This is a genomic window from Spirosoma fluviale (genome assembly GCF_900230225.1).
Classification (GTDB): domain Bacteria; phylum Bacteroidota; class Bacteroidia; order Cytophagales; family Spirosomataceae; genus Spirosoma; species Spirosoma fluviale.
Genome location: NZ_OCNH01000001.1, coordinates 1,959,764 through 1,984,930 on the forward strand (window position 1 = coordinate 1,959,764; position 25,167 = coordinate 1,984,930).

Consider the following 25,167-nt stretch of genomic DNA (forward strand, 5'->3'; position numbering starts at 1 on the left):
GTCCATGACGATCCGTAACCGTATATCGCTGCAATTTTCACTCATTGTAGCCTCCATTCTTCTTTTGTTTTCAGTGGTTGTTTACGCTACGTCGGCGCATTATCGGCAGGAAGAATTCTATGAACGGTTGAAACGAAAAGCCCGGACAACGGTGAAGTTCCTGGTGGAAGTGAAGGAGATTGACCAAAACCTACTCAAGATCATCGATCGGAATTCACTGTCCGCGCTCATCGACGAAAAAATATTGGTGTTTAATGCGCGTAACAAACTCGTTTATGCCAGCATCGACGATAAAGTTATTCATTACCGACCGCTCCTGCTCAACCGGGTACGTGAGGAGGGGCAGGTTGAACTAACCGACGGAGAGAATGAGGTCATCGGACTGCTGTATCGGGAAAATGGCCAGTCGCTGGTGGTATTGGCCTCGGCGTTCGATCAATTTGGGAAAGCCAAACTCAGCAACCTGCGGCACACGCTCATCTGGAGTTTTCTGGGTGGTATCGGGCTTACGCTGGCATTCGGCTTCTTTTTTGCCGGTCAGTCGCTGCAACCCATCTCAAAAATCAATCAGCAAGTTCAGACCATTACGGCCAACAACCTGCAGCAGCGGTTGAATGAGGGGAAACGACAGGACGAGATCGACCAGTTAGCTATAAATTTTAATCATGTGCTGGTTCGCCTGGAACAGGCTTTTGATCAGCAGCGTAGCTTCGTCTCACATGCCTCGCACGAATTGAGAACACCTCTGACGGCTTTAAAATCAGAGATTCAGCTTGGTCTCCTTCAGCGACTTAGCCCCGAAGGGTATGAACTTATCCTGCAAAATCTGTTGACCGATACAGACCAGCTCATTGCCTTATCGAACAGTTTGCTGTCACTAGCCCGTACGATGGAAAACTTACAGCGTGTTCAGTTAACTACCGTCCGGCTCGACGAGATAATCTTTTCCGCTCAGGATGAGTTGCTTACTACCCAGCCTGCTTACCGGATTCAGGTTGATTATGACACTATGCCTGATACGGAGTTACTAGTTCGGGGTAACGAAGATTTACTTCGGCACGTGGTCATGAATTTACTCGATAACGCCTGTAAATACTCCGCTCATCACGAGGCTAACGTTTTTATAGGGGCAGATAGCAGCAGTTGCTGGTTTAAGGTTCAGGATGCGGGTATTGGCATGACCGGAGCCGAAATGTCCAGAATTTTTGAGCCGTTCTTTCGTGCCAGCAATGCGCTGAACTACGAGGGGTTTGGAGTTGGGCTTTCTATCTGCCAGCGCATCGTTGCGCTTCATCAGGGAAGCATAACTGTCGTTAGTGAACTGGGATGTGGCAGCACATTTACCGTGAAATTTCCACATATATACACTCACGCAGCCTGAGTAAAAACAAGTTTTTTTCAAGTTATTAGTTCAACCGAGTTATGAAAAAAAATACTTTTTCACGTCAAACGGATGTTTATAAATCCGAAAAACAGGTAGATACGCACCGGGTTATTCAAGCCCTTGTTTATTCGAGCGATGGCCTACAGGAATGTTATATAAGTATTAACACGTACGACTACACGGATATTGGGCCGTTTCCAGTCGAATCAAGCCTGATCACCTTATCCAGGCAAAAAGCGATCAAGTTTGCAGAGGAAATTCTAAAGCTTTACCAGCAATAAGCAAGGGCGTAATTCTAATGTTTTTCTAATCGCTTTTATACGAATGTTTACTCATAAAGAATGACCTTTGACAAGTCAGTGCAAGCATTGTTCAATGGGTTTTTACACAACGAGCTGGCAAGATTCATTGTGTCTTTTAGTTGGAAAAAGCGCCTTTTCTGGTGTGAGAGTAAATAGCCAGCTGCGGTTAACAGCTGGCTATTTTGTTGCCAATTTGTTGGGAAAGCCTTAAAAAGAAAGAAGCCGACACCATAAAGGTGCCGACTTCCGTTCTCGAACTAACTAATTATATTATAAATCAGCAATTGCTTTGTTAATCTCATCTTTGGTTTTGCCGGTTTTCTGTTGGATTTTACCCCACATTTCGTCTTCCTGGCCATCCTGGTAAGTTAGATCGTCGTCGGTTAAATCGCCATAGGCTTGTTTGATTTTACCTTTCAATTCGTTCCAGCCTCCTTTTAGGGTTGTCTCGTTCATGATCGTAGTGTTTATAACGTTGAATGATATTAAGTAATCACCGTGATTACATAAATAGAACTAAGTGGAGACGAAATTGTTTTCGGCGATGTGTTTGGCAAGTTTTTCTGAGTCCAGGTTCAGGTGATAAAGTACCCCGGTTATAGGAATTGTAAAACCCAGAAAATATAGTCCCCGTAAATCCGGTTCGCTGAACCAAAGTTTTTTTGGATAACCACGTTCATTCAGCACTTTTTCTGATACGGTATCCCCAAGAACAGTCGATAGGCCTGGTCGATAGCCAGTGGCAAGGATGATGGCATCGAATGGTAATTCACGTCCGTCTGTAAAGGTTACGGTTTTCCGGTTGATGCGCTCAATACCCGGCAGAACCGTAATGTTGCCCGCTTTAATTTGATCGAGTGTCCCCACGTCAATAACGGGAATCTTACCCCGTCGGGTATCGAAAGAGGACGAGTGCTTCGGTTTCCCTAAACCATATGCAGACAGATCGCCCACGGTAAGTCGTTGGGACAAACCCGCCATGAAGTCAAAAAACCAGTTTGGGAATTTGCTCAGAAAAATGGCGGTGGGTTGGGTTGGTTTGCCAAATGTATCCCGCCTAACGATGTTAACCGGCCCCCGAACGGATATAAACGGCTTTGCCTGGTGTTCAAGCAAATCCAGAGCCAACTCAGCCCCGGTATTACCCATCCCTACAATAAGGACATTTTCATTCCGAAAAGGTGCCCCATTCCGGTAGTCAACGCTGTGCCACACAATCCCCCGGAAGTCTCGCTGACCAGGTAATTGCGGTTGGTTAGGAACCCGGTTGTAGCCCGTTGCGACCACAACCCGATCGGCGGTGAAGCGGTCGGTTTCGGTCTGGACTTCCCAGGTTTTAATAGCCGGGTTTTGCCGTATACCGATTACTTTCTGATTGAAAAAGGGTTTGATGTCGAAGTGCTCTGCGTAGCGTTCGAGGTAGTCCACAAACTGAAGCCGGGATACGTACGTGGGGTAGTCGGCGGGAAAAGGGAAGTGGGGTAAAGCCGAGTGCTCCTTAACAGTATGAAGGTGTAGCCGGTCGTAATGATTACGCCAGGCTACACCACTGTGTTCACTGGCTTCCAGCACCGTAAAGGGTAATTTCCGGTGTGCCAGTTGACCGGCAATCGCCAGTCCTGCCGGACCCGCGCCAATGATGAGGGTATGCATACCGACAAACGTTATAGAAACGACTTCTTATTTTATTCTTGTCCAGGTTTGTGTCTTGCCCAGAAGCGAAATACCTACATAGCCGCGAACATCCAGCGTATTGGGGTCTTTGAGGGTCATTTTGCAATTATATTCTTTGCCATCTTCCGGGTTGTAGATTTTTCCATCACTCCAGACATTGCCGCCATCGTACTTAAAATTATATAGCAGAAGCATGTTCATCAGTGGACGTGAGCGTTTGGAAACATCGGCGTTTTTGGCGTCTGTTCTCGGCTTGCCCGTTGCGGGGTCTGTTGGCTGGCCCAACCAGACAAGTTTACCAAAATAAGTGCCTCCTTGTTTATAGATTTGAATATGGCCCTTTTTAGTGCCGTTCAGCCAGGTGCCCACAACCGCTTCGGAGTCGTCGACCGGTGGTACAAAGGAAGTGAGCGCAAACAGGAGTGTAAAGAGTGGTAGTAAAAAACGAATTGATTTCATGTGTGTTAATGAATTGATATAAAACGACGAATTTGTTGTACTAACGCAAATATTGCACAAAATTGTCTGAACCCGGATTTTTGGGATTTAAATGATTTTTATGATTTTGTCAGGAAAACAAACCGGCATGGTAATTTAGTTTGTAATTGTTTATTGAGTGAAGTCGACATACTCTTGCTCAGATTGAATGATTCATCTGATTTGTGTGTATAATGAATCAAAGAATACGGGTTAAGAGTCGTCGGGTGATAGTTTAAAATCAAAAAATCATTTAAATCAGAAAAATCCTGGTCTATGTTCAAACGTGACCCTCAACGCAGCTATCCAACCGAAACCGAATCGCGCGTTATTATCCGCTTTCAGGACTGCGATCCCCTGCAACACCTGAATAATGCCAAGTACTTCGACTATTACTTCAATGCCCGCGAAGATCAGGTTGCCAAGCTGTACGATTTCAATCCCGGCCAGTTATTTCAGGAGTTAAAAACCAGTTGGGTCGTTTATCAGCATCAAATCGCCTACGTTCGGCCGGCACGGGTGAGTGAGTGGGTCCGCATTATGTCCAGATTGATCTACGTCAATGAAGACACGACGGTGACAGAGTACATCATGACCGATGATGGCAAGACCCACCTCAAAAACGTGCTGTGGGTCACCTCAAAATATGTTAGTGTAGCCACCGGCAAACGCATTCCGCACGATGCGCCGGTGAAAGAGTTACTGGAAACCATCCTGGTGCCGAACCTGGACTTTCTGAGTATGAACTTCAACGAACGCATTCACGAAATCAAGCAGCAAGTGGTGAAAACGTATGCTGTGTAGGGGAAAAATCCGGGATGTATGGTGGAAAATGGCTAATTCGCCTATTTAGGGGCCGCAGGCCGCCATACATTCTTCATTTTGAAGTATCTTTCCCCCAATGAAACTTCTCAATAACCTCACCGTCCGCGTACTGATTGCCATTACGCTGGGTATATTAACCGGCTATTTCTTTCCTGAAACAGCCGCTAAGCTCAAACCCCTCGGCGACCTCTTTATCAACCTGATCAAGATGGTCATTGCCCCCATCATATTCCTGACCATTGTGCTGGGAATTAGTAATATGGGCGACCTGAAAAAGGTAGGTCGGGTAGGCGGTAAAGCACTCCTTTATTTTGAGGTTGTTACCACCGGAGCACTAGCTATTGGGTTAGTATTGGCCAACCTTGTTCGGCCGGGCGACGGCGTTCAAACGGCGGCTGTGAAAGGGGGCGACATCAGCAAATACACCGAGCAGGGGGCCGGTATGGACTGGACCGAGTTCTTTATTCACATCGTTCCCAGTAATGCTATCAAGGCGTTTGCCGAAGGTGAGATTTTACAGGTACTGGTTTTCTCCGTCCTTTTTGGCGTTGGCCTGACCCGTATGGGCGAAACCGGCAGACCACTGATTCTGACATTTGAGCGTCTGTCAAAAGTATTTTTCAATATCCTGGCGGTGGTAATGGTACTGGCTCCGCTGGGCGCTTTTGGCGGAATGGCGTTTACGATAGGCAAGTATGGCCTGAGTACACTGCTGCCCCTGGCCAAACTCATGGGAACAGTCTATGCCACCATGATTCTGTTCATCTTCGTTGTGCTGAACCTAATCCTTCGCTACTATAAAATCAGCCTGTGGGCGGTTCTTAAGTTTATTAAAGAGGAACTGCTGATCGTGCTGGGGACATCATCGTCGGAGTCGGCGCTGCCGCAGATCATGGATAAGCTGGAAAGTCTGGGTTGTTCCCGCTCGGTGGTAGGGCTGGTAGTGCCCGCCGGGTATTCGTTCAATCTGGACGGCACGACGATTTACCTGGTCATGGCCACCATCTTTCTGGCGCAGGTCTTTGGTGTTGATTTGACGATCGGTCAGGAGTTAACCATAATTGGCATTCTGATGGTCACGTCAAAAGGGGCGGCTGGCGTTACAGGCAGCGGTTTCATTGTATTGGCCAGTACACTCACGGCTATAAAAGTAATACCCGTCGAAGGCTTAGCCTTGTTGCTGGGTGTCGACCGGTTCATGTCCGAAGCCCGTTCCATCACCAACATCATCGGCAATACAGTAGCCACAATCTTTATCGCCAATAACGAAGGCGAGTTCGACCGGAGTAAGTATGAGCGCGTCCTCAGCCAGGAGGGTTAATAATTGGTTACTGGTTAATGGTTATTAGTTAATCGTCATAAGTCATTCCCATCAACTAATAACCAATAACCGATCACTAGTTAACCTTGTGGTATTCACCTTCTAGCTGGGTTAGTTGTGCTACGGGAATCTCTCCCGTTAGTATTTCGTGCATGTTCCGGCGGATCGTCTGGGAGATTTGATTCAGAGGTAGGTCATTGCAGTCAAGCCCGAACGGCTCTTCTATTTCATCACCAATCATCTCAACGCCGAGCAGGGCGTAGGCGGCAAACGTAGTCGCCAGTATGGTGAAATAAGCATAGGTTTCGACCAGTACAAGCGGCATAATCAGCAGGTACAAGGTGATAAACAGCTTGATGAAAAAGCTGTAAGAGAAGGGTATAGGCGTATTTTTTATCCGTTCGCAGGAGCCGGTAATGTCCAGAAAAGCCTGATGATAGGTACGGATGGTAATTAAGTCGCCATCGGTCAGGATACGCTGCTGTTTAAGCTTCTGCAAACGACGCATCAACTGGGCGGCAATGCGGCTCGGAATGTGCTTAGACTGAGCCAGCATTTTTCGATCGTTGCCGCCGGTTTCTTCCAACTCCGTTATGTTCACACCAGTTCGTAGATGCCCCTTGAGTGCCACGGCAAAGTTAGATAGCGCCTTGGCAAAGAACTGCCGGTTCTCGCGGTCAGTCTCGGGAAGAAGGGCATCCATCAGTACCGCAAAATTTCGGCTGTAATTGACCAGCATACCCCACTGCCGACGACCCTCCCAGAAACGGTCATATGCGGTGTTGGTTCGAAACACCAGTAGTAAACTCAGCAGAATTCCCAGTAATGAAAAGAAGGTTCCGTCAATCGGTAAATCGATGTTGATCCTGTGCTGGTCAATAAAGGTGATGAGCGTACCATAAGCACCAACCAGAAGAACCCGGCGCAGAAGTACCCGAATAACATAGCTGGTATGAAAATGCCGAAGCGCACCTAGCCAGTCTTTAGCGTTGTAAATAACCACAATTTAATGAGTAGATGAGTAAAGATTGGTAACCAAATAGATGGATAACTAAGATACAAATCAGCCACTTACCAGAGCTTGAATATCTGGTTTATCGCTTAAGCGGACATTTTTTAGATTTATTTTTAGAATTAGTTAAACCATTCATGGGCGAATTGTTCAAAAGGGCAAATACAACCTGAAACATTTCACTACCATGAAAAAAGTACTGATCACAGCTGCCACATTCGTTGTCTTACTTTCGACCGGCGCTTGGGCACAGCGCTATGGCTACCCTTCACCCAATTCCAGATACCCATCACAGCCGGGTTACAACCAGCAACCAGACTATAACCAGAACCGGAATTATCCGGATTATGGCCAGCCGAATTACAATTACGACTATGATGATTACCGGTTTGATCGTCATCTGGAGTGGTGGGATCGTGAGTTGAACCTGACTCGTCGGCAGGAGCGCGAAATTCGCAGAATCCGCGAGCGGTTTAGTCAGCAAACGCAAAACATTGATGCCCGCGACCCACGCCAGCGTGATTTCTTCCGCCAGGCCAGACAGCGCGAATTTATCGACATGATGGCCGTTCTCGGACCGGAGCAGCGTGACCGGGTTATTGAGCGGATGCGGCCTTACGAGCGAATGGCCGACCGGGGACGAGGATACGGCAATGGCGGCTACGGAAATAACCGTGGATCAGGAAACAGGCCTTTTGGCTATTAATTTAAAGAAGGGAGAGGAGTAAACGGTCGGCCATTTTGGCTGGCCGTTTTTTGTTTATCTACTTAGTATTACTCAAAGGTTAGAAGTTCTGGGAAACTCTATCTGCTAAACAACTGAATTTAAGCAAAAAAAAGCCCGGTATCTTCAGACGCCGGGCTTGTGATTCAACGTAAGTTTTATACTACTCCACGGCAATCATCGAAACGGCTTTCGCTTCGAGCATGGTTTCACCCATGAGGTAGCAGTCGGCAGCACGGGCGGCTTCGCGGCCTTCCGAGATTGCCCACACCACCAGCGATTGACCCCGGCGCATGTCGCCAGCGGCAAATACCTTCGGGTTCACCGTCGATTGGTAGTTGGTCGCTTTTACGTTGCCGCGCTCGTCGTATTCGACGCCCAGGTCGTCGAGCAGACCGTTGTGTTGAGGGTGCAGGAAACCCGCAGCCAGCAGAGCCAGTTCGCAGGGGATGTCGCGCTCGGAGCCGGGCAACTCAACCATCTGCATGCGGCCGTTCTCGTTTTTCCAGGTCAGATCAACGATGCGCATGGCTTTCAGGTTGCCGTTTTCGTCGCCGATGAATTCTTTGGTGTTGATGGACCAGTGCCGGTCGCAGCCTTCCTCGTGCGAGGTGCTGGTGCGGAGCATCATGGGCCAGTTTGGCCAGGGTGTATTTTCGGCCCGGTCTTTAGGCGGCATCGGCATCAGCTCAATTTGCGTGACGCTGGCCGCGCCGTGCCGGTTAGAGGTACCTACGCAGTCGGAACCGGTATCGCCACCACCAATCACCACCACGTTCTTGTTCGTCGCCAGTAATTCACCATCGCCGTATTTGGCCCCCTGATGATCGACTTCAACGGGTAAGCTCGCATTGCGTTTATTCTGCTGGCTTAGGAACTCCATCGCCGGGTAGATACCCTTCAGGTTACGGCCCGGAATTGGCAGATCGCGCGGAACGGTCGAGCCGCCAGTGAGCATGACCAGATCGAACTGATCCAGCAGCGCGTTGGCTTTGATGTCGACGCCCACGTTGACTCCCGTTTTGAAGGTAATGCCTTCCGCTTCCATCACCGCCAGACGACGGTCGATGGTCCATTTTTCGAGTTTAAAATCAGGGATACCGTAACGCAGCAGTCCACCAATCTGGTCGGCCCGTTCAAAAACAGTGACCGTATGACCAGCTTTGTTCAGTTGGGCAGCGGCTGCCAGACCGGCAGGTCCCGAACCAATGACCGCAATTTGCTTGCCTGTCCGCTCTTTTGGGGGCTTTGGCGTAACATACCCTTGTGCAAAGGCCACTTCGGCAATTGATTTCTCAATGAACTCGATGGCAACGGGGGGCTTGTTAATGCCTAACACGCAGGACGCTTCGCAGGGAGCCGGGCAAATGCGACCCGTAAACTCCGGAAAGTTGTTCGTCGACGAAAGGATTTCGTAGGCATAAGCCCAGTTCTGTTCGTAGACGGCGTCATTGAATTCCGGGATGATGTTTCCGAGCGGACAACCGCTGTGGCAGAACGGCGTACCGCAGTCCATACAACGGGCAGCCTGACGCTGCGAGTCCTGTTCAGAAAACGGAACTTCAATTTCTTTGTAGTCGTGTATCCGCTCCTGCGGGTCGCGCTTTTTAGGTAATTCGCGCGTAAATTCTAAAAATCCGGTAGGTTTTCCCATATCACTACTTGGCACTTACCCGTGCGTCACATCTACGGTTATGTCCTGATAAACAATGTTCTTGTCACGAATCTGATCGGCCAGTGAGATACCCCGTCCGGCGAGTGCCTTTTTGAAATCGGTTGGCATCACTTTCACAAACCGGCCAATTTGGTCATCCCAGTTCTCAATAAGGGCCAGTGCCAGGTTACTCGTCGTGTACTGGAAGTGCTTCTCGACGTATTCCCGGATAATGCCCTGATCTTCGTCGGTGAGCGACTCCAGGTTCACCATTTCGGGGTTCACTTTCGAGGCAAAAGTTTCGTCTTTATCGTAGACATAAGCCACCCCGCCCGACATACCAGCCGCGAAGTTGCGGCCCGTTTGCCCGAGTATGATAACCAGACCACCCGTCATGTATTCGAGACCGTGGTCGCCCACGCCTTCTACCACGACTTTGGCACCCGAGTTGCGCACGCAGAAACGCTCGCCTGCCATACCGCGAATAAACGCTTCGCCTGAAGTTGCGCCGTAGAACGACACGTTACCAACGATGCTGTTTTCTTCCGGTTTAAACTGGGCGGTGCGGTCCGGGTAGACGATCAACTGAGCACCGCAAAGGCCTTTACCGAAGTAGTCGTTCGCGTCTCCTTCCAGTTCCAGTTTGATACCCGCCGTAGCGAAGGCTCCGAAACTCTGGCCCGCCGTACCCCGCAGTTTGACATGGATGGTGCTGTCGGGCAGGCCCGGCCCACCGTACACTTTGGAGATTTCGTTGGACAACATCGTACCAATGCTCCGGTCGATGTTCTGAACCGGGAATTCACCATACACGGCTTCTGCCGAGGCCAATGCCGGTTGAGCCAGTTCGATCAGTTTGCGGTCGAGGACGTCATCCAGGTAATGATTTTGCTCTTCCTGCTTGTAAAGGGCCACATCGAGATTGGTGGGCTCTTTGTACAGCAGGGCATTCAGGTTAACTTTCTTATATTTCCAGTGCGGCAGGTTGTCGCGGAGTTCGAGCATCTGGGCCTGTCCCACCATTTCGTTGATGGTCCGGAAACCCAGTTCAGCCATGATCTCGCGCAGTTCCATGGCCAGGAAGGTGAACATGTTCACGACATGCTCGGGCTTACCCGTAAACAGGGCGCGAAGCTCTTTATTCTGCGTCGCCACGCCCACCGGACAGGTGTTCAGGTGACATTTCCGCATCATGATACAACCCGTTGCGACCAGGGCCGCCGTAGCTACACCGAATTCTTCGGCACCCAGCAGGGCAGCAATTGCCAGATCCCGACCGGTACGCATTTGCCCATCGGCCTGTACCGTTACGCGACCGCGCAGTTTATTACGAACGAGCGTCTGGTGTGCTTCGGCCAGACCAAGCTCCCACGGCAGACCCGCGTGACGGATCGACGACAGGGGAGATGCTCCCGTACCGCCATCGTGTCCCGAAATCAGGATATGGTCGGCGTGGGCTTTCGCAACACCGGCAGCAATTGTACCGACACCCGCTTCCGACACGAGCTTCACACTGATGCGGGCGGCTCGGTTGGCGTTCTTGAGGTCGGAAATAAGCTGGGCCAGATCCTCAATCGAGTAAATGTCGTGGTGAGGAGGGGGCGAAATCAGGCCCACACCGGGCGTAGAGTGACGCGTCCGGCCAATCCAGTCGTCTACCTTAAAGCCGGGCAACTGACCACCTTCGCCGGGTTTGGCACCCTGCGCCATTTTAATCTGAAGTTCACGGGCGTTGGTCAGGTAATAGCTCGTGACACCGAAACGGCCCGAGGCCACCTGCTTGATGCCAGAATTCATGCTGTCGCCGTTTTCGAGCGGGGTGTAGCGTAGTTCATCTTCGCCACCTTCGCCCGAGTTGCTTTTACCGCCGATGCGGTTCATCGCAATGGCGAGGGTCGTGTGGGCTTCCCACGAGATCGACCCGAACGACATAGCACCTGTTGCAAAGCGTTTGAAGATGCTTTCGATAGGTTCCACTTCCTCGATGGGGACAGCCGCCCCTTTCTTGAATTTCAGCAGACCCCGCAACGTGATGGCTTTTTGAGTCTGGTCGTCGATCAGCTTCGAGTATTTCTTGAAGATCGAATAATCGTTCTTCTTAGTCGACTGTTGTAGCAGGTGAATGGTATCCGGATTGAAGATGTGCTTTTCGCCCCGTTGCTTCCATTGGTAAATACCCCCCACTTCCAGACGTGGTGCCGATACCGGCATGTCCGGGAAGGCCACACAGTGCCGCACCAGAATTTCGCGGGCAATTTCGTCCAGCCCCATCCCGCCAATGCGCGAAACGGTACCGGTGAAATAACGGCTCACTACTTCTTCGTTCAGACCCAGACATTCGAAGATCATGGCACCCTGATACGACTGAAGCGTGGAGATACCCATCTTCGAGAAGATTTTGAGCAACTCGCCGTTAACCGCTTTAATATAGTTTTTGAAGAGCTTGTCGAGGTCGTAATCCACGGCCAGCAAGCCTTTCTCTTTCATGTTGGCAATCGTCTCGAATGCCATGTAGGGGTTTACACCCGATGCGCCGTAGCCAATCAGGGTAGCCACGTGGTGCGTTTCCCACACATCGCCCGCTTCGACCACGATACCAACTTTACCCCGCAAGCCCTGACGAATGAGGTAGTGGTGAATAGCTGAGGTCGACAGCAGCGAGGGAATAGGCGCGTGGCTGGAGTCGATGGCACGGTCGGATAGTACCAGAATCGAGTACCCATCCTGAATGGCGTCTTCGGCATAGCGGCAGATCCGGTCGAGTGCCCGTTCCAGGGATTTCCCTTCACCGTCGGCGGTGAACAGACAGTTGATGGTTTTAGCCTGGAAGTTGGGCTTATCGATAAACCGGAGTTTGTCGAACTCTTTGGTGGTCAGCACCGGCTGGTCTAGCTCAACCTGACGGCAATGCTTGGGCGATTCGCTCAGCAGGTTATAGGTAGCACCAACAAACGAAATGAGCGACATGATCGACCGCTCCCGAATCGAGTCGATGGGCGGGTTAGTGACCTGAGCAAACAACTGCTTGAAGTAGTGGCTCATGTGCTGGCTCTGTTCCGACAGGATGGCCAGCGGCACATCGGTACCCATGGAACCGAGCGCTTCTTTGCCCGTTTCGACCATTGGGGCCAGAATCATGCGCAAATCTTCGGACGTAAAGCCGAAGGCCTGCTGCATCCGAAGCAACTTGGCCGGATCGTAATTGCTGTACTGCCGGATGGGCGCTTCGAGGTCCTGAATCCGAACCTTGTTTTCATCCAGCCATTGCTGATAGGGCTGACGGCCAGCCATTTCAGCTTTAATTTCTTCATCGGCCACAATCCGTCCCTGTTCCATATCGACCAGGAACATTTTGCCGGGTTGCAGACGGCCTTTCGATACGACCGTAGCCGGATCAATATCGAGAACCCCCACTTCTGACGCCATAATAACGACATCTTCATTGGTCACCCAGAACCGCGATGGGCGAAGGCCATTCCGGTCGAGAGTAGCGCCAACGATACGGCCATCCGTAAAGGAAATCGACGCCGGGCCATCCCAGGGCTCAATCAGGGCCGCGTGGAATTCGTAGAACGCCTTCCGGTACGGGTCCATGTGTTCGTTGCCATCCCAGGCTTCCGGAACGAGCATCATCATCACGTGCGGCAATGACCGCCCGCTCATGACCAGCAATTCAATGGCATTGTCGAGGTTAGCTGAGTCGGACTGGCGCTGGTCGCAGATGGGCAGCAACATGTCCATTTCGTCTTTCGTAAACTTCGACGATTCCAGCAACCCTTCGGCGGCTTTCATCCAGTTTACGTTCCCGCGTACCGTGTTGATTTCGCCGTTGTGGGCGATATACCGGAACGGCTGGGCCAATTTCCAGGACGGAAAGGTGTTGGTCGAGAAGCGGGAGTGAACCACGCCCAGCGCCGATACCACCTCCTCATTCTGAAGATCGGGGAAATAGGGTTCCAATTGTAAAGTCGTCAGCTGCCCCTTGTACGTAATGGTCCGGCAGGAGAGTGACGAGAAATAGAACGTATCGACACCGGCTATCGTCTCGTTGATGATGCGGGTGCTGTAGTTCCGGAGAATGTAAAGTTTACGCTCAAAATCGTCTGCGTTGGTGATGTCGGCCGGGCGTTTGATAAACACCTGCTCCATTTGCGGCTCGGCGGACTTCGATCCGTTACCGAGGTCGCTGTTGTTTACCGGTACAACCCGGTAGCAAAGAAGCTCAAGGTTGAGCATCTTCATTTTCCGGTTGAGCACGGCCCGGCATTCTTCGCGAAGCCAGACATCTTTTGGAAAATAGACCATGCCTACACCGTATTCGAGTGCAGGAGGGAGGTGAACGCCCAGCTTACGGGTTTCATCCACAAAGAATTCGTGCGGAATCTGGATGAGCAGACCGGCACCATCGCCGGAATTCGGCTCGGAACCAACTGCACCCCGGTGCTCCATACGCCGAAGCATCTGAAGGGCATCCGAAACAATCTTGTGGGACTTGCGGCCTTTGATATGGGCCACGAAGCCGATACCGCAGTTGTCGTGTTCAAACTCAGGGCGGTAGAGCCCCGCCAATTGGTCAACCTGATCAGACATGGTCGTAACAGTGTTGGGTAAGGCCGTTGTGCTTTTTGACTTTGATTGCCAAAATCGCAAAGAACTAGGGCGAAAATTAAGAAAATCTAAATTAACAAGGTAGCCTGGCGTTAAACTAAAGCAGAAGATACAGCCAGGCTGACGGGCGTTTGTGACAAAGTCACGCAATATACTACTAAAAAAATTTGGCAAAAACAGCCTTTGCCAGAATTTTATAGTTAGCGGTATTTATTGTGATTTTGATTATAATTCTTCTTGGGAAATGACAATTTGTAAACCAGGTGGGTAATGATTCGTATCAAAATAGTGGGGTTGTCAGCCATTTTTTTGTCCTTCTCAAGTATACGTTTAGTGCGTTGACAAACAGCAGGCAGTTCCTTTAAGATTGAGACGAAAACTTCAATTAAGTGGAGGTCTAAAAGCGGGTTTCCCGTGCCTGAAACTTTGGTGCTATTATGGTGTCAGGCCTTTTATGGGTATAGTATTCTACGTTAGAGAAACCAAAAACACAGGGTACAACAGGTAGTAAGGGTACAAAAAAAGCCGCTCAATGAGCGGCTTTTGAGGTTTTGTGATCCGGCTGGGATTCGAACCCAGGACCCATACATTAAAAGTGTATTGCTCTACCAGCTGAGCTACCAGATCGTTTCCCGTTTGACTAACAGGGGGTGTTCGTCGTTTGGGAATGCAAAAGTAGGTATTTGTCTTGGTAAATGCAATACCTATTCAAAGAAAATTAATTTTTGAGAAAGTTTTATGGCTTCAACAGCCTCCCGAACGTCGTGTACGCGTAGAATAGAGGCCCCTTTCAACAAGGCTGCGGTGTTGAGTACTGTAGTCCCATTTAGAGCCTGTTCGGGTTTGATAGTCAATGTTTTCCAGATGGTCGTTTTGCGGGATAACCCGACCAGAAGAGGTTCATCAAACACATGGAAACTGTCCAGTTGACTAAGCAACTCAAAATTTTGTGATGGCGTCTTGGCAAAGCCAAATCCGGGGTCTAAAATTATATCTACTGCTCCCAATCTCCGGAGCCTGGCCAACTGGCGGGCCAGTTCATCGATCACATCAACCGTAAGCTGTTGATAGGTGGTCATGGTTTGCATAGTTTGCGGAGTTCCCCGCATGTGCATTAACACATATGGAACGGTCAGTCCCGATCGGGCCAGATCGCCGACCGTTTCGAACATGGCCGGGTCAAGCGTTCCCCCCGATACATCGTTTATAAGACAGGCCCCAGCCTGAACAGCCTGCCGGGCTACCGAAGCGCGAAAAGTGTCGATAGATACCAGGGCATCCGGAAAGTTGCGTAAAATCGATTCAATGACCGGAAGGACCCGGTCCGCTTCCTGAGATGGGCTTACCTCTGCAGCACCAGGCCGGGTAGAGTACCCGCCTATATCCAAAAAAGTTGCCCCATCCGTAAGCATCTGGCTGGCTCGGGAAAGGGTCTCATCCGGAGATACACGGCTACCGGCGAAGAATGAATCGGGGGTTATGTTAAGGATGCCCATGACGGCAGGTTGGGCTAAATCGAGGAGCCGCCCCCGGCAGTTCAGCGTTTTTTTTGTAACTTTCGGCATGAAATTAGTTTTTGGTTTCCGGGTTGAGGGTTACGGTAAACGAGCCTTAAGTCGATGGTGAACCGAAGACCGTAAACTGTAAACCGTGCACAATACCGAATCCGAATATCGGCAGGTTATCCAACGCTGCAAAGATTTGTTCCTTAAAAAAAACAAGGATTATGGAACCGCCTGGCGGATTCTACGACTGCCAAGCATCACCGACCAGATTTATATCAAAGCCCAGCGCATTCGAACGTTACAGGAAACGGGCATTAGTCGCGTAGGGGAGGGTATCGAGCCGGAGTTTGTGGGCATTATCAATTATTGTGTTATGGCTCTGATTCAGATACAGTTATCGGAGGATAAACGTACTGATATTCCCGCAAATGAACTCGAAACGCTGTATGATCACGAAATTGGCCGGGTTATTGATCTGCTTTTTGCCAAAAACCACGATTACGGTGAAGCCTGGCGTGACATGCGGGTGAGTTCAATGACCGACATTATCCTGATGAAACTGCTGCGTACTAAGCAGATTGAAGACAATCAAGGCAACACCCTGGTTTCGGAAGGCGTTGATGCCAACTATATGGATATGATCAACTACGCCGTTTTTTGTTTAATAAAACTTACTATTGAATGAAGAATGACGAATAAGGTAGACTGATCTTTTCTTATTCTTCATTGTTAACTCTTCATTCTTAACTGTAATATGAGTACATCGACAGCGCAACCTAAAGTTAAGACTGGCACACCTCCCATGCTGATTGCCGCCCGTATCGCCCGTATTCTGGTCGGTATCGTTTTTATTTTTTCCGGGCTGATCAAACTGAATGACCCGGTAGGTACGCAAATTAAGTTTGAGGAATATTTTGAAGTTTTCGCGCAGGATTTGCCCTTTTTGCACGATTTTTTCATGGCGTTAGTGCCCTTCACCCTGGCCATGTCGGTGCTGTTTTGCGCTGCCGAAGTGATTCTTGGCGTTGCCTTACTGGCTTCGTACAAGCCTAAAGTTACCGTTTGGCTGTTGTTTTTCCTGATTACCTTTTTTACGTTCCTGACATTTTATTCCGCCTACTTTGATCGGGTAACCGACTGCGGGTGTTTTGGCGATGCCATTAAGTTAAAACCCTGGACATCGTTTACGAAAGACATCGTCCTGATGGTGCTCATCTTATTCATCATAGGTCACCGAAATCGGCTTCGTTCCCGGAACACGGGCTGGCTGGTGGGTATCACGATCGTGCTGACGTTAGCACTGGGTATCTACGCGGTACAATTTCTTCCGCCAATCGACATGCTGCCGTATGCCGTGGGTAAAAGCATTCCAGTCGGCATGAAGCCTTCCGAGCCGATGCGGTATAAGTATATCATGGAGAAAGATGGTAAGACCACAGAGTTTGAGCAATACCCAACCGATCAGAGCTATAAATTTAAAGAGATGGTGTTAGTGAACCCGAACGCCAAACCTAAAATCACCGATTACCGCATCTGGAATGACGAAGGTGACTTCACTCAGCAGACCTTTGAAGGCAAAAAGCTGTTTATCATCGTAAAGAACACGACGGATATTGATGCGGGCAGTTTACCCGCCATTCGTGCGCTGGTAGAAGGTCTAAAAGGATCGGCTGTGACTACCTATATCCTGACCTCCACCAGCGACGATGAAATAAAGGCATTCCGCAAGGAATTTCAGCTTGAAAATGTTCCGTATTACAAGGCAGATGCCACCGTTCTGAAGACTATCATGCGGTCAAATCCTGGCACCTGGCTATTAGACAATGGCGTCGTGAAAGGGAAGTGGCACTTCAATTCGACACCCGATGCGGCTTCTTTAAGTAAATAGGAGTGAGGAGCGAGGAGTTGCTGACACCTGGAGTATTCTCGCGTCAGCAACTCCTCGCTTCTCGCTCCTCGCTCCTAATACCCCCTCACTCCTAACCTTGAAAAATATATTCTTAATTGGCATGCCATCCTCTGGCAAGAGTACACTGGGTAAACGAGTTGCAGATACCCTTCATTACCGGTTTGTTGATACAGATAAACTAATTGTTCGGGAGGAAGGCCGGTCTATTGCCGAAATTTTTGCCGAATCCGGCGAAGCGTACTTTCGAGAGGCCGAACGGCGGGTGCTTCGAACAATTCGGCCTGGTGGTAACCTGGTTGTGTCAACGGGAGGGGGGATGCCCTGCTTTCATGACAACATGGCTTACATTAACTCAACGGGCGTGTCGGTGTTTCTGGATGTGCCGGTCGATGTATTGGTACAGCGAATAACCGCACACGGGCAGGAAGACAGGCCCCTGAATAACGCGGCTGACCCAAAGCTGGCGGAGGTCTTAAGAACCCGGCATGAAAGTCGATTACCTATTTATACGCAGGCCCATATTATTATTTCGGGAGAGACGACGGAAGAAGAAATTCTACAACGCGTTGGTAAGTATCTGTAACGGCAAAAAGCGACCCGAGAGTCGCTTTTTGCCGTTACAGATACTTTTTTTTAGAAAAACACCCCTACCGTAAGCATCACGTTTGTGCTTCGGTTATTCGAAGATAGTGAGGGGGTATCGACAGCATTGGGAAGCTCGAAAGCCGTAAAGCCCGATTTGTAAGTCAGGTAAGAGCCGGCGAGGTCGGCAAAAAAGCGTTCGTTGCGGACGCCCAGTCCCGCCGACAGTAAAATCTTATCGCGATCCGTTTTTGCTACCCGGTCGAGGTCTATTTTATACGCGCTGGGCAAATAGGCTACCCCGCCCCGTATCCGTAACAGACCCGCCCGTATTTCGGCACCGGCCCGAACGTTGACGACGTTCTGATAAGTATCCTGAACAAACCGTTTTACATCGTTTTTGAAATCGGTATTATCCTGCTGATTTGAGAATGCCGATGTGCGTACCCGCATACCCTGATAGCCCACGTACTCAGCTGAAGCGGTAATAAAACCGATCTTATTGTTGCCCAGAAAGTACGTTGCCCCACCAGATGCCCGCAATGGGGTTTGCAGAGAGTACTCGAAGTTATTGGCTGGGTCAATTACATCGACGCTGTTTGTTCTCAGCGTAAAGTTTGCCGGATTGGGGTTTTTTGCATCCGCCGTTAGCGTTTGGGCAAAAACTTCATTGGCACTGCTGAAGGTGGGGGTTATCAGATTGGCACCAACCTGTAACTGAGGACTAAGTTTATAGATCAAGCCGAGGGTGGCATTGATGCCGTTACCCTTTACGCTGAAATTATTTATTTGTCCGTAATTGTTGAAGTAGGCTCCGTTAACCGGTGTTTCCAGAAAAACGTACTCAGAAGCATACCGCAGGTGCGTTAAGGCAACAGAACCACCGATGTAAAGCTTATCATCTAAGTTGCCAGCATAGGCAATCGACCACTGCGAATGAGTACCCGAACGACTAAGGGTTGCCCGCTGGTCTTTTTGACGGGTAGCATCGAAGCGGGTATAAGGAGGTCCGGCGCTGGTAGGGCTGTATTCTGTAGGATTGATCAAAAACAGACCATAAGCAGCGGCTTCCCTGAAATCAGCACTGCGACTTTCCGGAAGGAACGAATCGCTTAGCTCGGCTTCGCTGTACTGTGCGCTATTAGCAGCATTGACATACGTTTGGGCAATGGATGAATTTGGATTATTATTTAACCCACTGGCATCCGTATAATTAAAGAAATTAGCCGATTGAGAGTACGAAATACCGAAGGCAGTCCGTCGCCAGCGGCTGCTCCCAGTAGATCTTCCCGCCAGTACCAGACCAAATTGGCCTACATTTGCCTTGCTGCCCGTACTTGTTGTTTGCTGGCCCAGAAAGGTGTTTTGATTGCTGACCGACGTAAAGTTGGGACTGATGCTCAGTTCAGAACGATTGTAGAATGCCAGCCCGGCAACATTGCCGAAGAGGTTACTGGCATCGCCACCCAGGGCAGCATGGTTCCCACCGAGCGCCCGGAATCGGGCAGTACCACTCTGAGTAAAATCAGAGAAACGAAAGGCATCATCTGCGTAATCGAAGGCGGCCCCCTGGCCAAATGCCAACGAAGATGATAGCGCCAGGGCTATCGAAAAATAGAACGGCTTGTTCATGTGTATAAAGCGATTGGTGGCGTGTACTACGTTATAGGGCTTAGACTGATTAATCTGACAAATGTTTAACCAGGCTTAATAAAATGCGTAGTCATCGCAACAGATACAAAACGAAAATCCCCGCCAATTGTCCTGATCAGCGGGGATTTTTTTATAATAAATTCTAAACCTATCGTGGACCGCGTCCGCCACCACTCGAAACCCCACCTCCACCGGAGGAAGCTCCACCTCCGCCACCACTGTAGCTCGGGGCACTTGGAGCGCTGTAGGTACGGCTTGGTGCGCTGTAGCTTGGCTGTTGGTAACTTGGTTGCTGATAGCTCCGGCTTTGGCTTTGGTAAGAGGGCTGCTGATAGCTTGGCTGCGACTGGGAGAAGCCACTGCCACTACGGCCGCTGCCGTTAGAGGGCGTATAGCTGCCCCGGCTGCTTTCCCGTGGGCGGGCGTAATACTCGCCACCCGAGTTGCTGTTATACGAAGGCGCGTTCGTTACTGTATTGCCAGAGCGGCCATTGCTGCTGGAACCGGCGTTGTTGTCATAGTAGTAAGAACCTCGGCTGCTACCGTTGTTTGGACGGGCATAATATCCATCACTATTGCCCCGATTGGTTGTCGTAGCTGACCCGGTGTTGGCACTCCGGCCACCATTTGGGTTATACGTACGAGCGGAGTTGTCAAAAGCGGCATTGTACCGGCCTGACGTCCGATCGGCGGTTCGGTTGTAAGTTCTGTTTCGATAAGGATCAGCACCGGATACATAAACGTTGTTTACGTAAACCGGATTGCCATAATACCCGCCGTAGCTACCATATCCATAGGGTGAATAGTACGGGCTGTACATGCCGCCGAATCCACCATAGGCATACGAGCTATAAAATGGATCGAAGCCGTATCCAAAGGGCGAGTAGCCGAACGAGCTACCATAAAATGGAGAATAGAAGGGACTACCGAATCCAAAGCCAAACCGGTTGTACCCGCCAAATCCGCCAAAGGCACCCATGCCGAGGCCAAGACCCAGCCCATTATAAAAGCCGGTGTTGTTGAAGCCCCAGCGGTTCCAGCTGTAAGCCGAAGTTGAAGCGGCATTATAGCCGTTTACAAAACCGGAGTTGTAGGCATCCGTGTCATTCCAGCCTGGATCGGGTGAGAGACCACGGTTTAACTTACGGGCGCTTAACTCAGTATAGTACTCATCCGTGTTTGTACCACCGTTTGTACCATATTGCTGCTCATCATTGTAATCGGGATTAGCGTTACGGGATGACCGCTGCCGTTGCTGACGCGCACTTTGCGGGGCAACAGAAGCGTAGTCTGACGAGTTGCTGGCGTATACGGCCGCATTGCCGGAGTTGCCATACAAATCATCCATTTCACCAGCGTTTTGCGCTGTTTGGCGACTGGAGGTACAACTCCAGATACCCAACAAAGCCGCCAGTGACAGGAAGCGATATAAGGGTTGCGTTTTCATTTGGCCAGGGAATTAAAGTAATAAAGACTCATGTAGAGAACTTCTTCAATATATAACACAGGAATGACCTGTTTGATTACAAAAATAGAGTAAAAACCTATCTTTGCAAGTTATCTCCATATTAGATTCCAATTTGTTACAAAAGGTTTAAACCAATTTAAAAAAAGTTAATTGTTGGTTCGGAGTCATCCGCTGGTATAAGGTAGTTTCAACTGGTTTCAGACATGCTGAACTGGAAGAGGATATAGATAACCGGCTGGCAGCTTCGGACCGCAACTGACCAAAATTACGCATGGCTAAAGCGATTCCGTCCCGTAGTGAAAACTACTCCGAGTGGTATAATGAGTTAATTAAACGAGCCGATCTGGCCGAAAATTCGGCGGTTCGGGGCTGTATGGTTATCAAACCCTACGGGTTTGCAATCTGGGAGAAAATGCAGCGTGCGCTGGATGACATGTTCAAGGAAACGGGTCACCAGAACGCTTATTTCCCACTTTTTATTCCCAAATCCTTCCTGAGCAAAGAGGCTTCGCATGTTGAAGGGTTTGCCAAAGAGTGCGCCGTAGTGACGCACTACCGCCTGAAAAACGCGGAGGATGGTTCGGGCGTTATTGTTGACCCGGAGGCTAAGCTGGAGGAAGAGCTTATTGTTCGCCCAACGTCCGAAACGGTCATCTGGAGTACGTATAAAAACTGGATTCAGTCGTACCGCGACTTACCGTTGCTCATCAACCAGTGGGCCAACGTAGTGCGGTGGGAAATGCGCACCCGGATTTTTCTGCGCACCACTGAATTCCTATGGCAGGAAGGCCATACGGCCCATGCTACTGCCGAGGAAGCCAAGTTTGAAACGCGGCAGATGCTGGATATATACGCCCAGTTTGCGGAAGAGTGGATGGCGTTGCCGGTTGTAAGAGGTACCAAAACCGCTAACGAACGGTTTGCCGGTGCAGATGATACGTTGTGTATTGAAGCCCTGATGCAGGATGGGAAAGCCCTGCAGGCCGGAACCTCACACTTCTTAGGGCAAAATTTTGCCAAAGCCTTCGATGTGCAGTTTCTGAACAAACAGAATCAGCTCGATTACGTGTGGGGCACTTCCTGGGGAGTCTCTACGCGCCTGATGGGTGCGCTGATTATGGCCCACTCGGATGATGATGGTTTGGTGCTGCCCCCCAAGCTGGCTCCCATTCAGGTAGTTATCGTGCCGATTTACCGGTCCGAAGAACAGCTGGAATTACTGTCGGCTAAAATTAAGCCTTTGGTGCAGGAACTGAAGAAAGCAGGTATTTCGGTTAAATACGACGATTCCGATGCCAACAAGCCCGGCTGGAAATTTGCTGAGTACGAACTTCGGGGGGTACCGGTCCGACTGGCCATGGGTGGACGTGACCTGGAAAATGGAACGGTTGAGATTGCCCGTCGGGATCTGAAAACAAAGGAAACCGTGCCATTCGACGGATTGACCGAACATATCAAAAACCTGCTGGACGATATTCAGCAGACGATCTATACCAAAGCGAAAACCTTCCGTCAGGAGAACACCTTTAAGGTCGATACATTTGCCGATTTTGAGGCACAGCTTGATAAAGGTGGGTTCATCCTTGCCCACTGGGATGGTACCAGCGAAACCGAAGAGGCCATTAAGGAAGCCACCAAGGCCACAATTCGCTGTATACCATTTGATCAGGAGGCCGAAGAAGGTGTTGATATTCTCTCCGGAAAACCATCGACAGGACGCGTCGTATTTGCCAGAGCTTATTAGCTTATTGATTGATAGTTATTGGTTATTGGTTATTGGAAAACAATCCTTAGGTTGACTGTTTTTCAATAACCAATAACCAATAACCCAATTTTACCGCATGTAAAGTTGCTGTTGACGAATGTGCTGCAGGTACCAGCTAACAACCGCAAAGGTGACACCACACAGGCCAAGTATCCAGACCGCACCTCCCAGGCTCACATACGACCATGTTTCCCGGCCAAGTCTATCCATCATAGCCATGCCCATCATAAACAGGCTAAGAGTCATAATAAAGGCATTTCGCAGGTTGATCGGATAGGCCCGTCGTAAGTCATAGGCCCCGTAGGCCTTGTTCCGAAATTCAAAGACAATATCATCCAAACTAGCCTGTTCCAGTTGCTCATCAGTCATAGCCAATTCGATCTGGTACGTTTCGCGCAGGTGCCGGACTGCCTTAATATTAGCTTGCTCAAGGACATTGTTGAGCGACGATTCGAAAGTGAGACCAAGCCACATGTAATGTTCGACTTCGCAGGCGAGGTGGTCAAGTAGTTCCTCAATCAGCGCATCTGTTGAGCCGGTTTGAATCAAATGGTTGTGTAACGTCGCCAATTGTTGGGGGCTGAGTTTTTCCATGACGATAGTTCAGTTTAAACCGTGAAGAAAATGTCTGGTTAATGACTTGGTGCTAACTGGATGGGTAATTGCAGGAGTTGACGCATCGTTTCCATAAATCGCTCAAAATCAGAGACTTTCTGGATAGCCACTTCATTGCCACGAGGAGTTAATGAGTAATACTTTCTGAGTCGACCTTCTACTTCTTCAGTTTCCGTCAATAAGAGCCCCTCCTGTTCCAGCTTATGCAGAACGGGATACAATGCTCCAAAGGACAGCGCAATTTGGCCCTGGGTGCGCTCCTTTACTGCCTGCGTAATTTCGTAGCCATACATCCTGCCCGGCCCTGGTTCTGCTAAAAGTTTCAGTACGATCGTTTTGAGCGTACCTCTCAAAAACTCGCTTCCTGATGGTTCCATAGGCTTAAATTTAATTAGTTTGACTTACTATTAGTAAAGATATATATAAGAATCCGATATGTAAAAATCAGAAAGATAAAATTTTCAAGTATTTATTTTATTTTGCTTATAATCCGCCGTATTTAGTGCTTTCAACTGGAAACGTAATGGCACCGCTTTGCTGAACCGTGAACTTTTGGACCTGGTAGGTAGTTGGTCAAAAGTTAGCGTACAGCCCATTCTTTTGCCGGAAGTTCCGGTACTTTTACGTTAACTTTTTACAAAAACAACATAGCAAAATGGCACAAGCAAAATCTGGCGATACCGTTCAGGTACATTATACCGGAACACTAAGTGATGGAACGATCTTCGATTCATCAGAAGGTCGTACACCACTAGAGTTCACTGTAGGCAGTGGGCAGGTTATTAAAGGGTTCGATGATGGTGTAACGGGTATGAACCAGGGCGAGAAGAAAACGATCAATATTCCCGTTCAGGATGCCTACGGACCAGCCAATGAAGAAATGATTTTTACTCTGGAACGTTCAGATATTCCAGCGGATATACCCCTTGAAGTAGGCATGACACTGAATATGCATGAAGATGGAAATCCACGGCCCATCCCCGTTATTGTTCGTACGTTGACCGATACGAATGTTACCCTGGATGCCAATCATCCCTTGGCCGGTCAGGACTTAACCTTTGATATTGAACTGGTTGGTGTTAAGTCGCCCTCTGGCTTAATTTTATAAAGCAAACGATAGCTCAAAAAAGGGTTCGGGTTGTAATCTTTCAAAGATTACGACCCGAACCCTTTTTTGGTAAGGTGTTTCCCGAAGATGTACTGATCGTCCAACTATTTACGATTAATTGCCATTATGGTAATTTTCCAGATCATCCAGTTCGCGTAGTAAAACGTCGATACCTTGCGAGTTAGCCCTGGCGGTATACGAGGCAATGGCCACGGTAATAGCGCCAACATTCAAGGCAATCGGTAGATTATTTATACGTTGAAGGCTCTTCTGCGCCTTCTCGGTAGCCAGCCTGATGCGGGTTGCTATCTGAGACGGATCTGAAAAGGCGGGCCGAGTTGTTCGATTCTGTATATCATGCGCCCTGGTGAGCAGGCTATTTTGATAAGCGTTTAAATCCAGTTGTTGTTCATGCGTAAGCTCTGGCCAGTGTAAAACCTGGAATTCATTTAACGAACGAGCCATATCGCAATAAGCAATCGCGATATCATTTATCTGGTCGTGTGTAAAGTCTTGCATCTCGGGAAATTTCAGACAGAAAATGTTTTGAACCGGTGTGTGACTTCTTTTCGGAAGATAAG

22 protein-coding genes and 1 tRNA gene are annotated in these 25,167 nt (G+C 49.4%); 10 read left to right on the forward strand and 13 right to left on the reverse strand.

Annotated elements, in window-relative coordinates; translation table 11 throughout:
* Nucleotides 1-4 precede the first annotated feature (4 nt).
* Nucleotides 5-1,381 (forward strand): sensor histidine kinase, encoded by a 1,377-nt coding sequence (locus CRO74_RS08230; protein ID WP_097125491.1) that lies wholly within the window; start codon nucleotides 5-7, stop codon nucleotides 1,379-1,381.
* A gap of 41 nt (nucleotides 1,382-1,422) precedes the next feature.
* Complete coding sequence (locus CRO74_RS08235; protein WP_097125492.1) at nucleotides 1,423-1,665, forward strand: hypothetical protein; 243 nt, start codon at nucleotides 1,423-1,425, stop codon at nucleotides 1,663-1,665.
* A 291-nt stretch (nucleotides 1,666-1,956) separates the two neighbouring features.
* Here the strand turns inward: CRO74_RS08235 and CRO74_RS08240 are convergent, their stop codons facing one another.
* Genes CRO74_RS08240 through CRO74_RS08250 form a run of 3 tightly spaced genes read right to left on the reverse strand, consistent with a single transcriptional unit; the run spans nucleotide 1,957 to nucleotide 3,819 of the window.
* On the reverse strand, nucleotides 1,957-2,142 hold the full coding sequence (locus CRO74_RS08240) for a CsbD family protein (protein WP_012926446.1): 186 nt from the start codon (nucleotides 2,140-2,142) through the stop codon (nucleotides 1,957-1,959).
* 60 nt (nucleotides 2,143-2,202) lie between these two features.
* Nucleotides 2,203-3,339, reverse strand: a complete 1,137-nt coding sequence (locus CRO74_RS08245; protein ID WP_097125493.1) for a flavin-containing monooxygenase — start codon at nucleotides 3,337-3,339, stop codon at nucleotides 2,203-2,205.
* Between the two features lie 27 nt (nucleotides 3,340-3,366).
* Complete coding sequence (locus CRO74_RS08250; protein WP_097125494.1) at nucleotides 3,367-3,819, reverse strand: DUF2147 domain-containing protein; 453 nt, start codon at nucleotides 3,817-3,819, stop codon at nucleotides 3,367-3,369.
* Nucleotides 3,820-4,113: 294 nt separating this feature from the next.
* Between CRO74_RS08250 and CRO74_RS08255 the strand changes: the two genes are divergently transcribed.
* A complete protein-coding gene (locus tag CRO74_RS08255) occupies nucleotides 4,114-4,641 on the forward strand; it encodes an acyl-CoA thioesterase (protein WP_097125495.1) in 528 nt (175 codons plus the stop codon).
* A gap of 97 nt (nucleotides 4,642-4,738) precedes the next feature.
* A complete protein-coding gene (locus CRO74_RS08260) occupies nucleotides 4,739-5,983 on the forward strand; it encodes a dicarboxylate/amino acid:cation symporter (protein ID WP_097125496.1) in 1,245 nt (414 codons plus the stop codon).
* Nucleotides 5,984-6,059: 76 nt separating this feature from the next.
* On the opposite strand, the gene CRO74_RS08265 is transcribed toward CRO74_RS08260, so the two are convergent.
* Nucleotides 6,060-6,986 (reverse strand): bestrophin family protein, encoded by a 927-nt coding sequence (locus CRO74_RS08265; RefSeq protein ID WP_097125497.1) that lies wholly within the window; start codon nucleotides 6,984-6,986, stop codon nucleotides 6,060-6,062.
* Nucleotides 6,987-7,182: 196 nt separating this feature from the next.
* Between CRO74_RS08265 and CRO74_RS08270 the strand changes: the two genes are divergently transcribed.
* Nucleotides 7,183-7,701 (forward strand): hypothetical protein, encoded by a 519-nt coding sequence (locus CRO74_RS08270; RefSeq protein WP_097125498.1) that lies wholly within the window; start codon nucleotides 7,183-7,185, stop codon nucleotides 7,699-7,701.
* A gap of 181 nt (nucleotides 7,702-7,882) precedes the next feature.
* On the opposite strand, the gene CRO74_RS08275 is transcribed toward CRO74_RS08270, so the two are convergent.
* The 4 genes from CRO74_RS08275 to folP all read right to left on the reverse strand — a co-directional run bounded on the left by CRO74_RS08275 (nucleotide 7,883) and on the right by folP (nucleotide 15,546).
* Nucleotides 7,883-9,373 carry a glutamate synthase subunit beta gene (locus tag CRO74_RS08275; protein ID WP_097126057.1) on the reverse strand — a complete coding sequence of 497 codons (1,491 nt, stop codon included), beginning with the start codon at nucleotides 9,371-9,373 and terminating at the stop codon, nucleotides 7,883-7,885.
* Between the two features lie 15 nt (nucleotides 9,374-9,388).
* A complete protein-coding gene (gene gltB, locus CRO74_RS08280) occupies nucleotides 9,389-13,963 on the reverse strand; it encodes a glutamate synthase large subunit (protein WP_097125499.1) in 4,575 nt (1,524 codons plus the stop codon).
* 572 nt (nucleotides 13,964-14,535) lie between these two features.
* Nucleotides 14,536-14,608 (reverse strand) — tRNA-Lys (locus tag CRO74_RS08285).
* Between the two features lie 77 nt (nucleotides 14,609-14,685).
* Nucleotides 14,686-15,546, reverse strand: coding sequence for a dihydropteroate synthase (folP, locus tag CRO74_RS08290; RefSeq protein WP_097125500.1), 861 nt, complete (start codon nucleotides 15,544-15,546; stop codon nucleotides 14,686-14,688).
* A gap of 85 nt (nucleotides 15,547-15,631) precedes the next feature.
* Here folP and CRO74_RS08295 point away from each other — a divergent pair, with 85 nt between their 5' ends.
* The 3 genes from CRO74_RS08295 (at nucleotide 15,632) to CRO74_RS08305 (ending at nucleotide 17,978) form a co-directional block, all read left to right on the forward strand.
* The gene (locus tag CRO74_RS08295) at nucleotides 15,632-16,171 is read left to right on the forward strand and encodes a DUF1599 domain-containing protein (protein WP_097125501.1); all 540 of its coding nucleotides are present in this window, start codon (nucleotides 15,632-15,634) and stop codon (nucleotides 16,169-16,171) included.
* Between the two features lie 69 nt (nucleotides 16,172-16,240).
* The gene (locus CRO74_RS08300) at nucleotides 16,241-17,374 is read left to right on the forward strand and encodes a BT_3928 family protein (RefSeq protein ID WP_097125502.1); all 1,134 of its coding nucleotides are present in this window, start codon (nucleotides 16,241-16,243) and stop codon (nucleotides 17,372-17,374) included.
* A 97-nt stretch (nucleotides 17,375-17,471) separates the two neighbouring features.
* The gene (locus CRO74_RS08305) at nucleotides 17,472-17,978 is read left to right on the forward strand and encodes a shikimate kinase (protein ID WP_097125503.1); all 507 of its coding nucleotides are present in this window, start codon (nucleotides 17,472-17,474) and stop codon (nucleotides 17,976-17,978) included.
* Between the two features lie 50 nt (nucleotides 17,979-18,028).
* On the opposite strand, the gene CRO74_RS08310 is transcribed toward CRO74_RS08305, so the two are convergent.
* Nucleotides 18,029-19,609 carry a hypothetical protein gene (locus CRO74_RS08310; protein ID WP_097125504.1) on the reverse strand — a complete coding sequence of 527 codons (1,581 nt, stop codon included), beginning with the start codon at nucleotides 19,607-19,609 and terminating at the stop codon, nucleotides 18,029-18,031.
* Between the two features lie 169 nt (nucleotides 19,610-19,778).
* Complete coding sequence (locus CRO74_RS08315; RefSeq protein ID WP_097125505.1) at nucleotides 19,779-21,077, reverse strand: hypothetical protein; 1,299 nt, start codon at nucleotides 21,075-21,077, stop codon at nucleotides 19,779-19,781.
* Between the two features lie 292 nt (nucleotides 21,078-21,369).
* Here CRO74_RS08315 and proS point away from each other — a divergent pair, with 292 nt between their 5' ends.
* Nucleotides 21,370-22,842 carry a proline--tRNA ligase gene (gene proS, locus CRO74_RS08320; RefSeq protein ID WP_097125506.1) on the forward strand — a complete coding sequence of 491 codons (1,473 nt, stop codon included), beginning with the start codon at nucleotides 21,370-21,372 and terminating at the stop codon, nucleotides 22,840-22,842.
* A 90-nt stretch (nucleotides 22,843-22,932) separates the two neighbouring features.
* Here proS and CRO74_RS08325 read toward each other — a convergent pair whose 3' ends face one another.
* Nucleotides 22,933-23,457 carry a hypothetical protein gene (locus CRO74_RS08325; RefSeq protein ID WP_097125507.1) on the reverse strand — a complete coding sequence of 175 codons (525 nt, stop codon included), beginning with the start codon at nucleotides 23,455-23,457 and terminating at the stop codon, nucleotides 22,933-22,935.
* Between the two features lie 38 nt (nucleotides 23,458-23,495).
* Complete coding sequence (locus CRO74_RS08330; protein ID WP_097125508.1) at nucleotides 23,496-23,855, reverse strand: PadR family transcriptional regulator; 360 nt, start codon at nucleotides 23,853-23,855, stop codon at nucleotides 23,496-23,498.
* A gap of 278 nt (nucleotides 23,856-24,133) precedes the next feature.
* On the opposite strand from CRO74_RS08330, the gene CRO74_RS08335 reads away from it, so the two are divergent.
* Nucleotides 24,134-24,586: an FKBP-type peptidyl-prolyl cis-trans isomerase gene (locus tag CRO74_RS08335; RefSeq protein ID WP_012926864.1), complete on the forward strand. Its 453-nt coding sequence runs from the start codon at nucleotides 24,134-24,136 to the stop codon at nucleotides 24,584-24,586.
* Between the two features lie 114 nt (nucleotides 24,587-24,700).
* Here CRO74_RS08335 and CRO74_RS08340 read toward each other — a convergent pair whose 3' ends face one another.
* Nucleotides 24,701-25,105, reverse strand: a complete 405-nt coding sequence (locus CRO74_RS08340; protein WP_097125509.1) for a hypothetical protein — start codon at nucleotides 25,103-25,105, stop codon at nucleotides 24,701-24,703.
* Nucleotides 25,106-25,167: the final 62 nt, after the last annotated feature.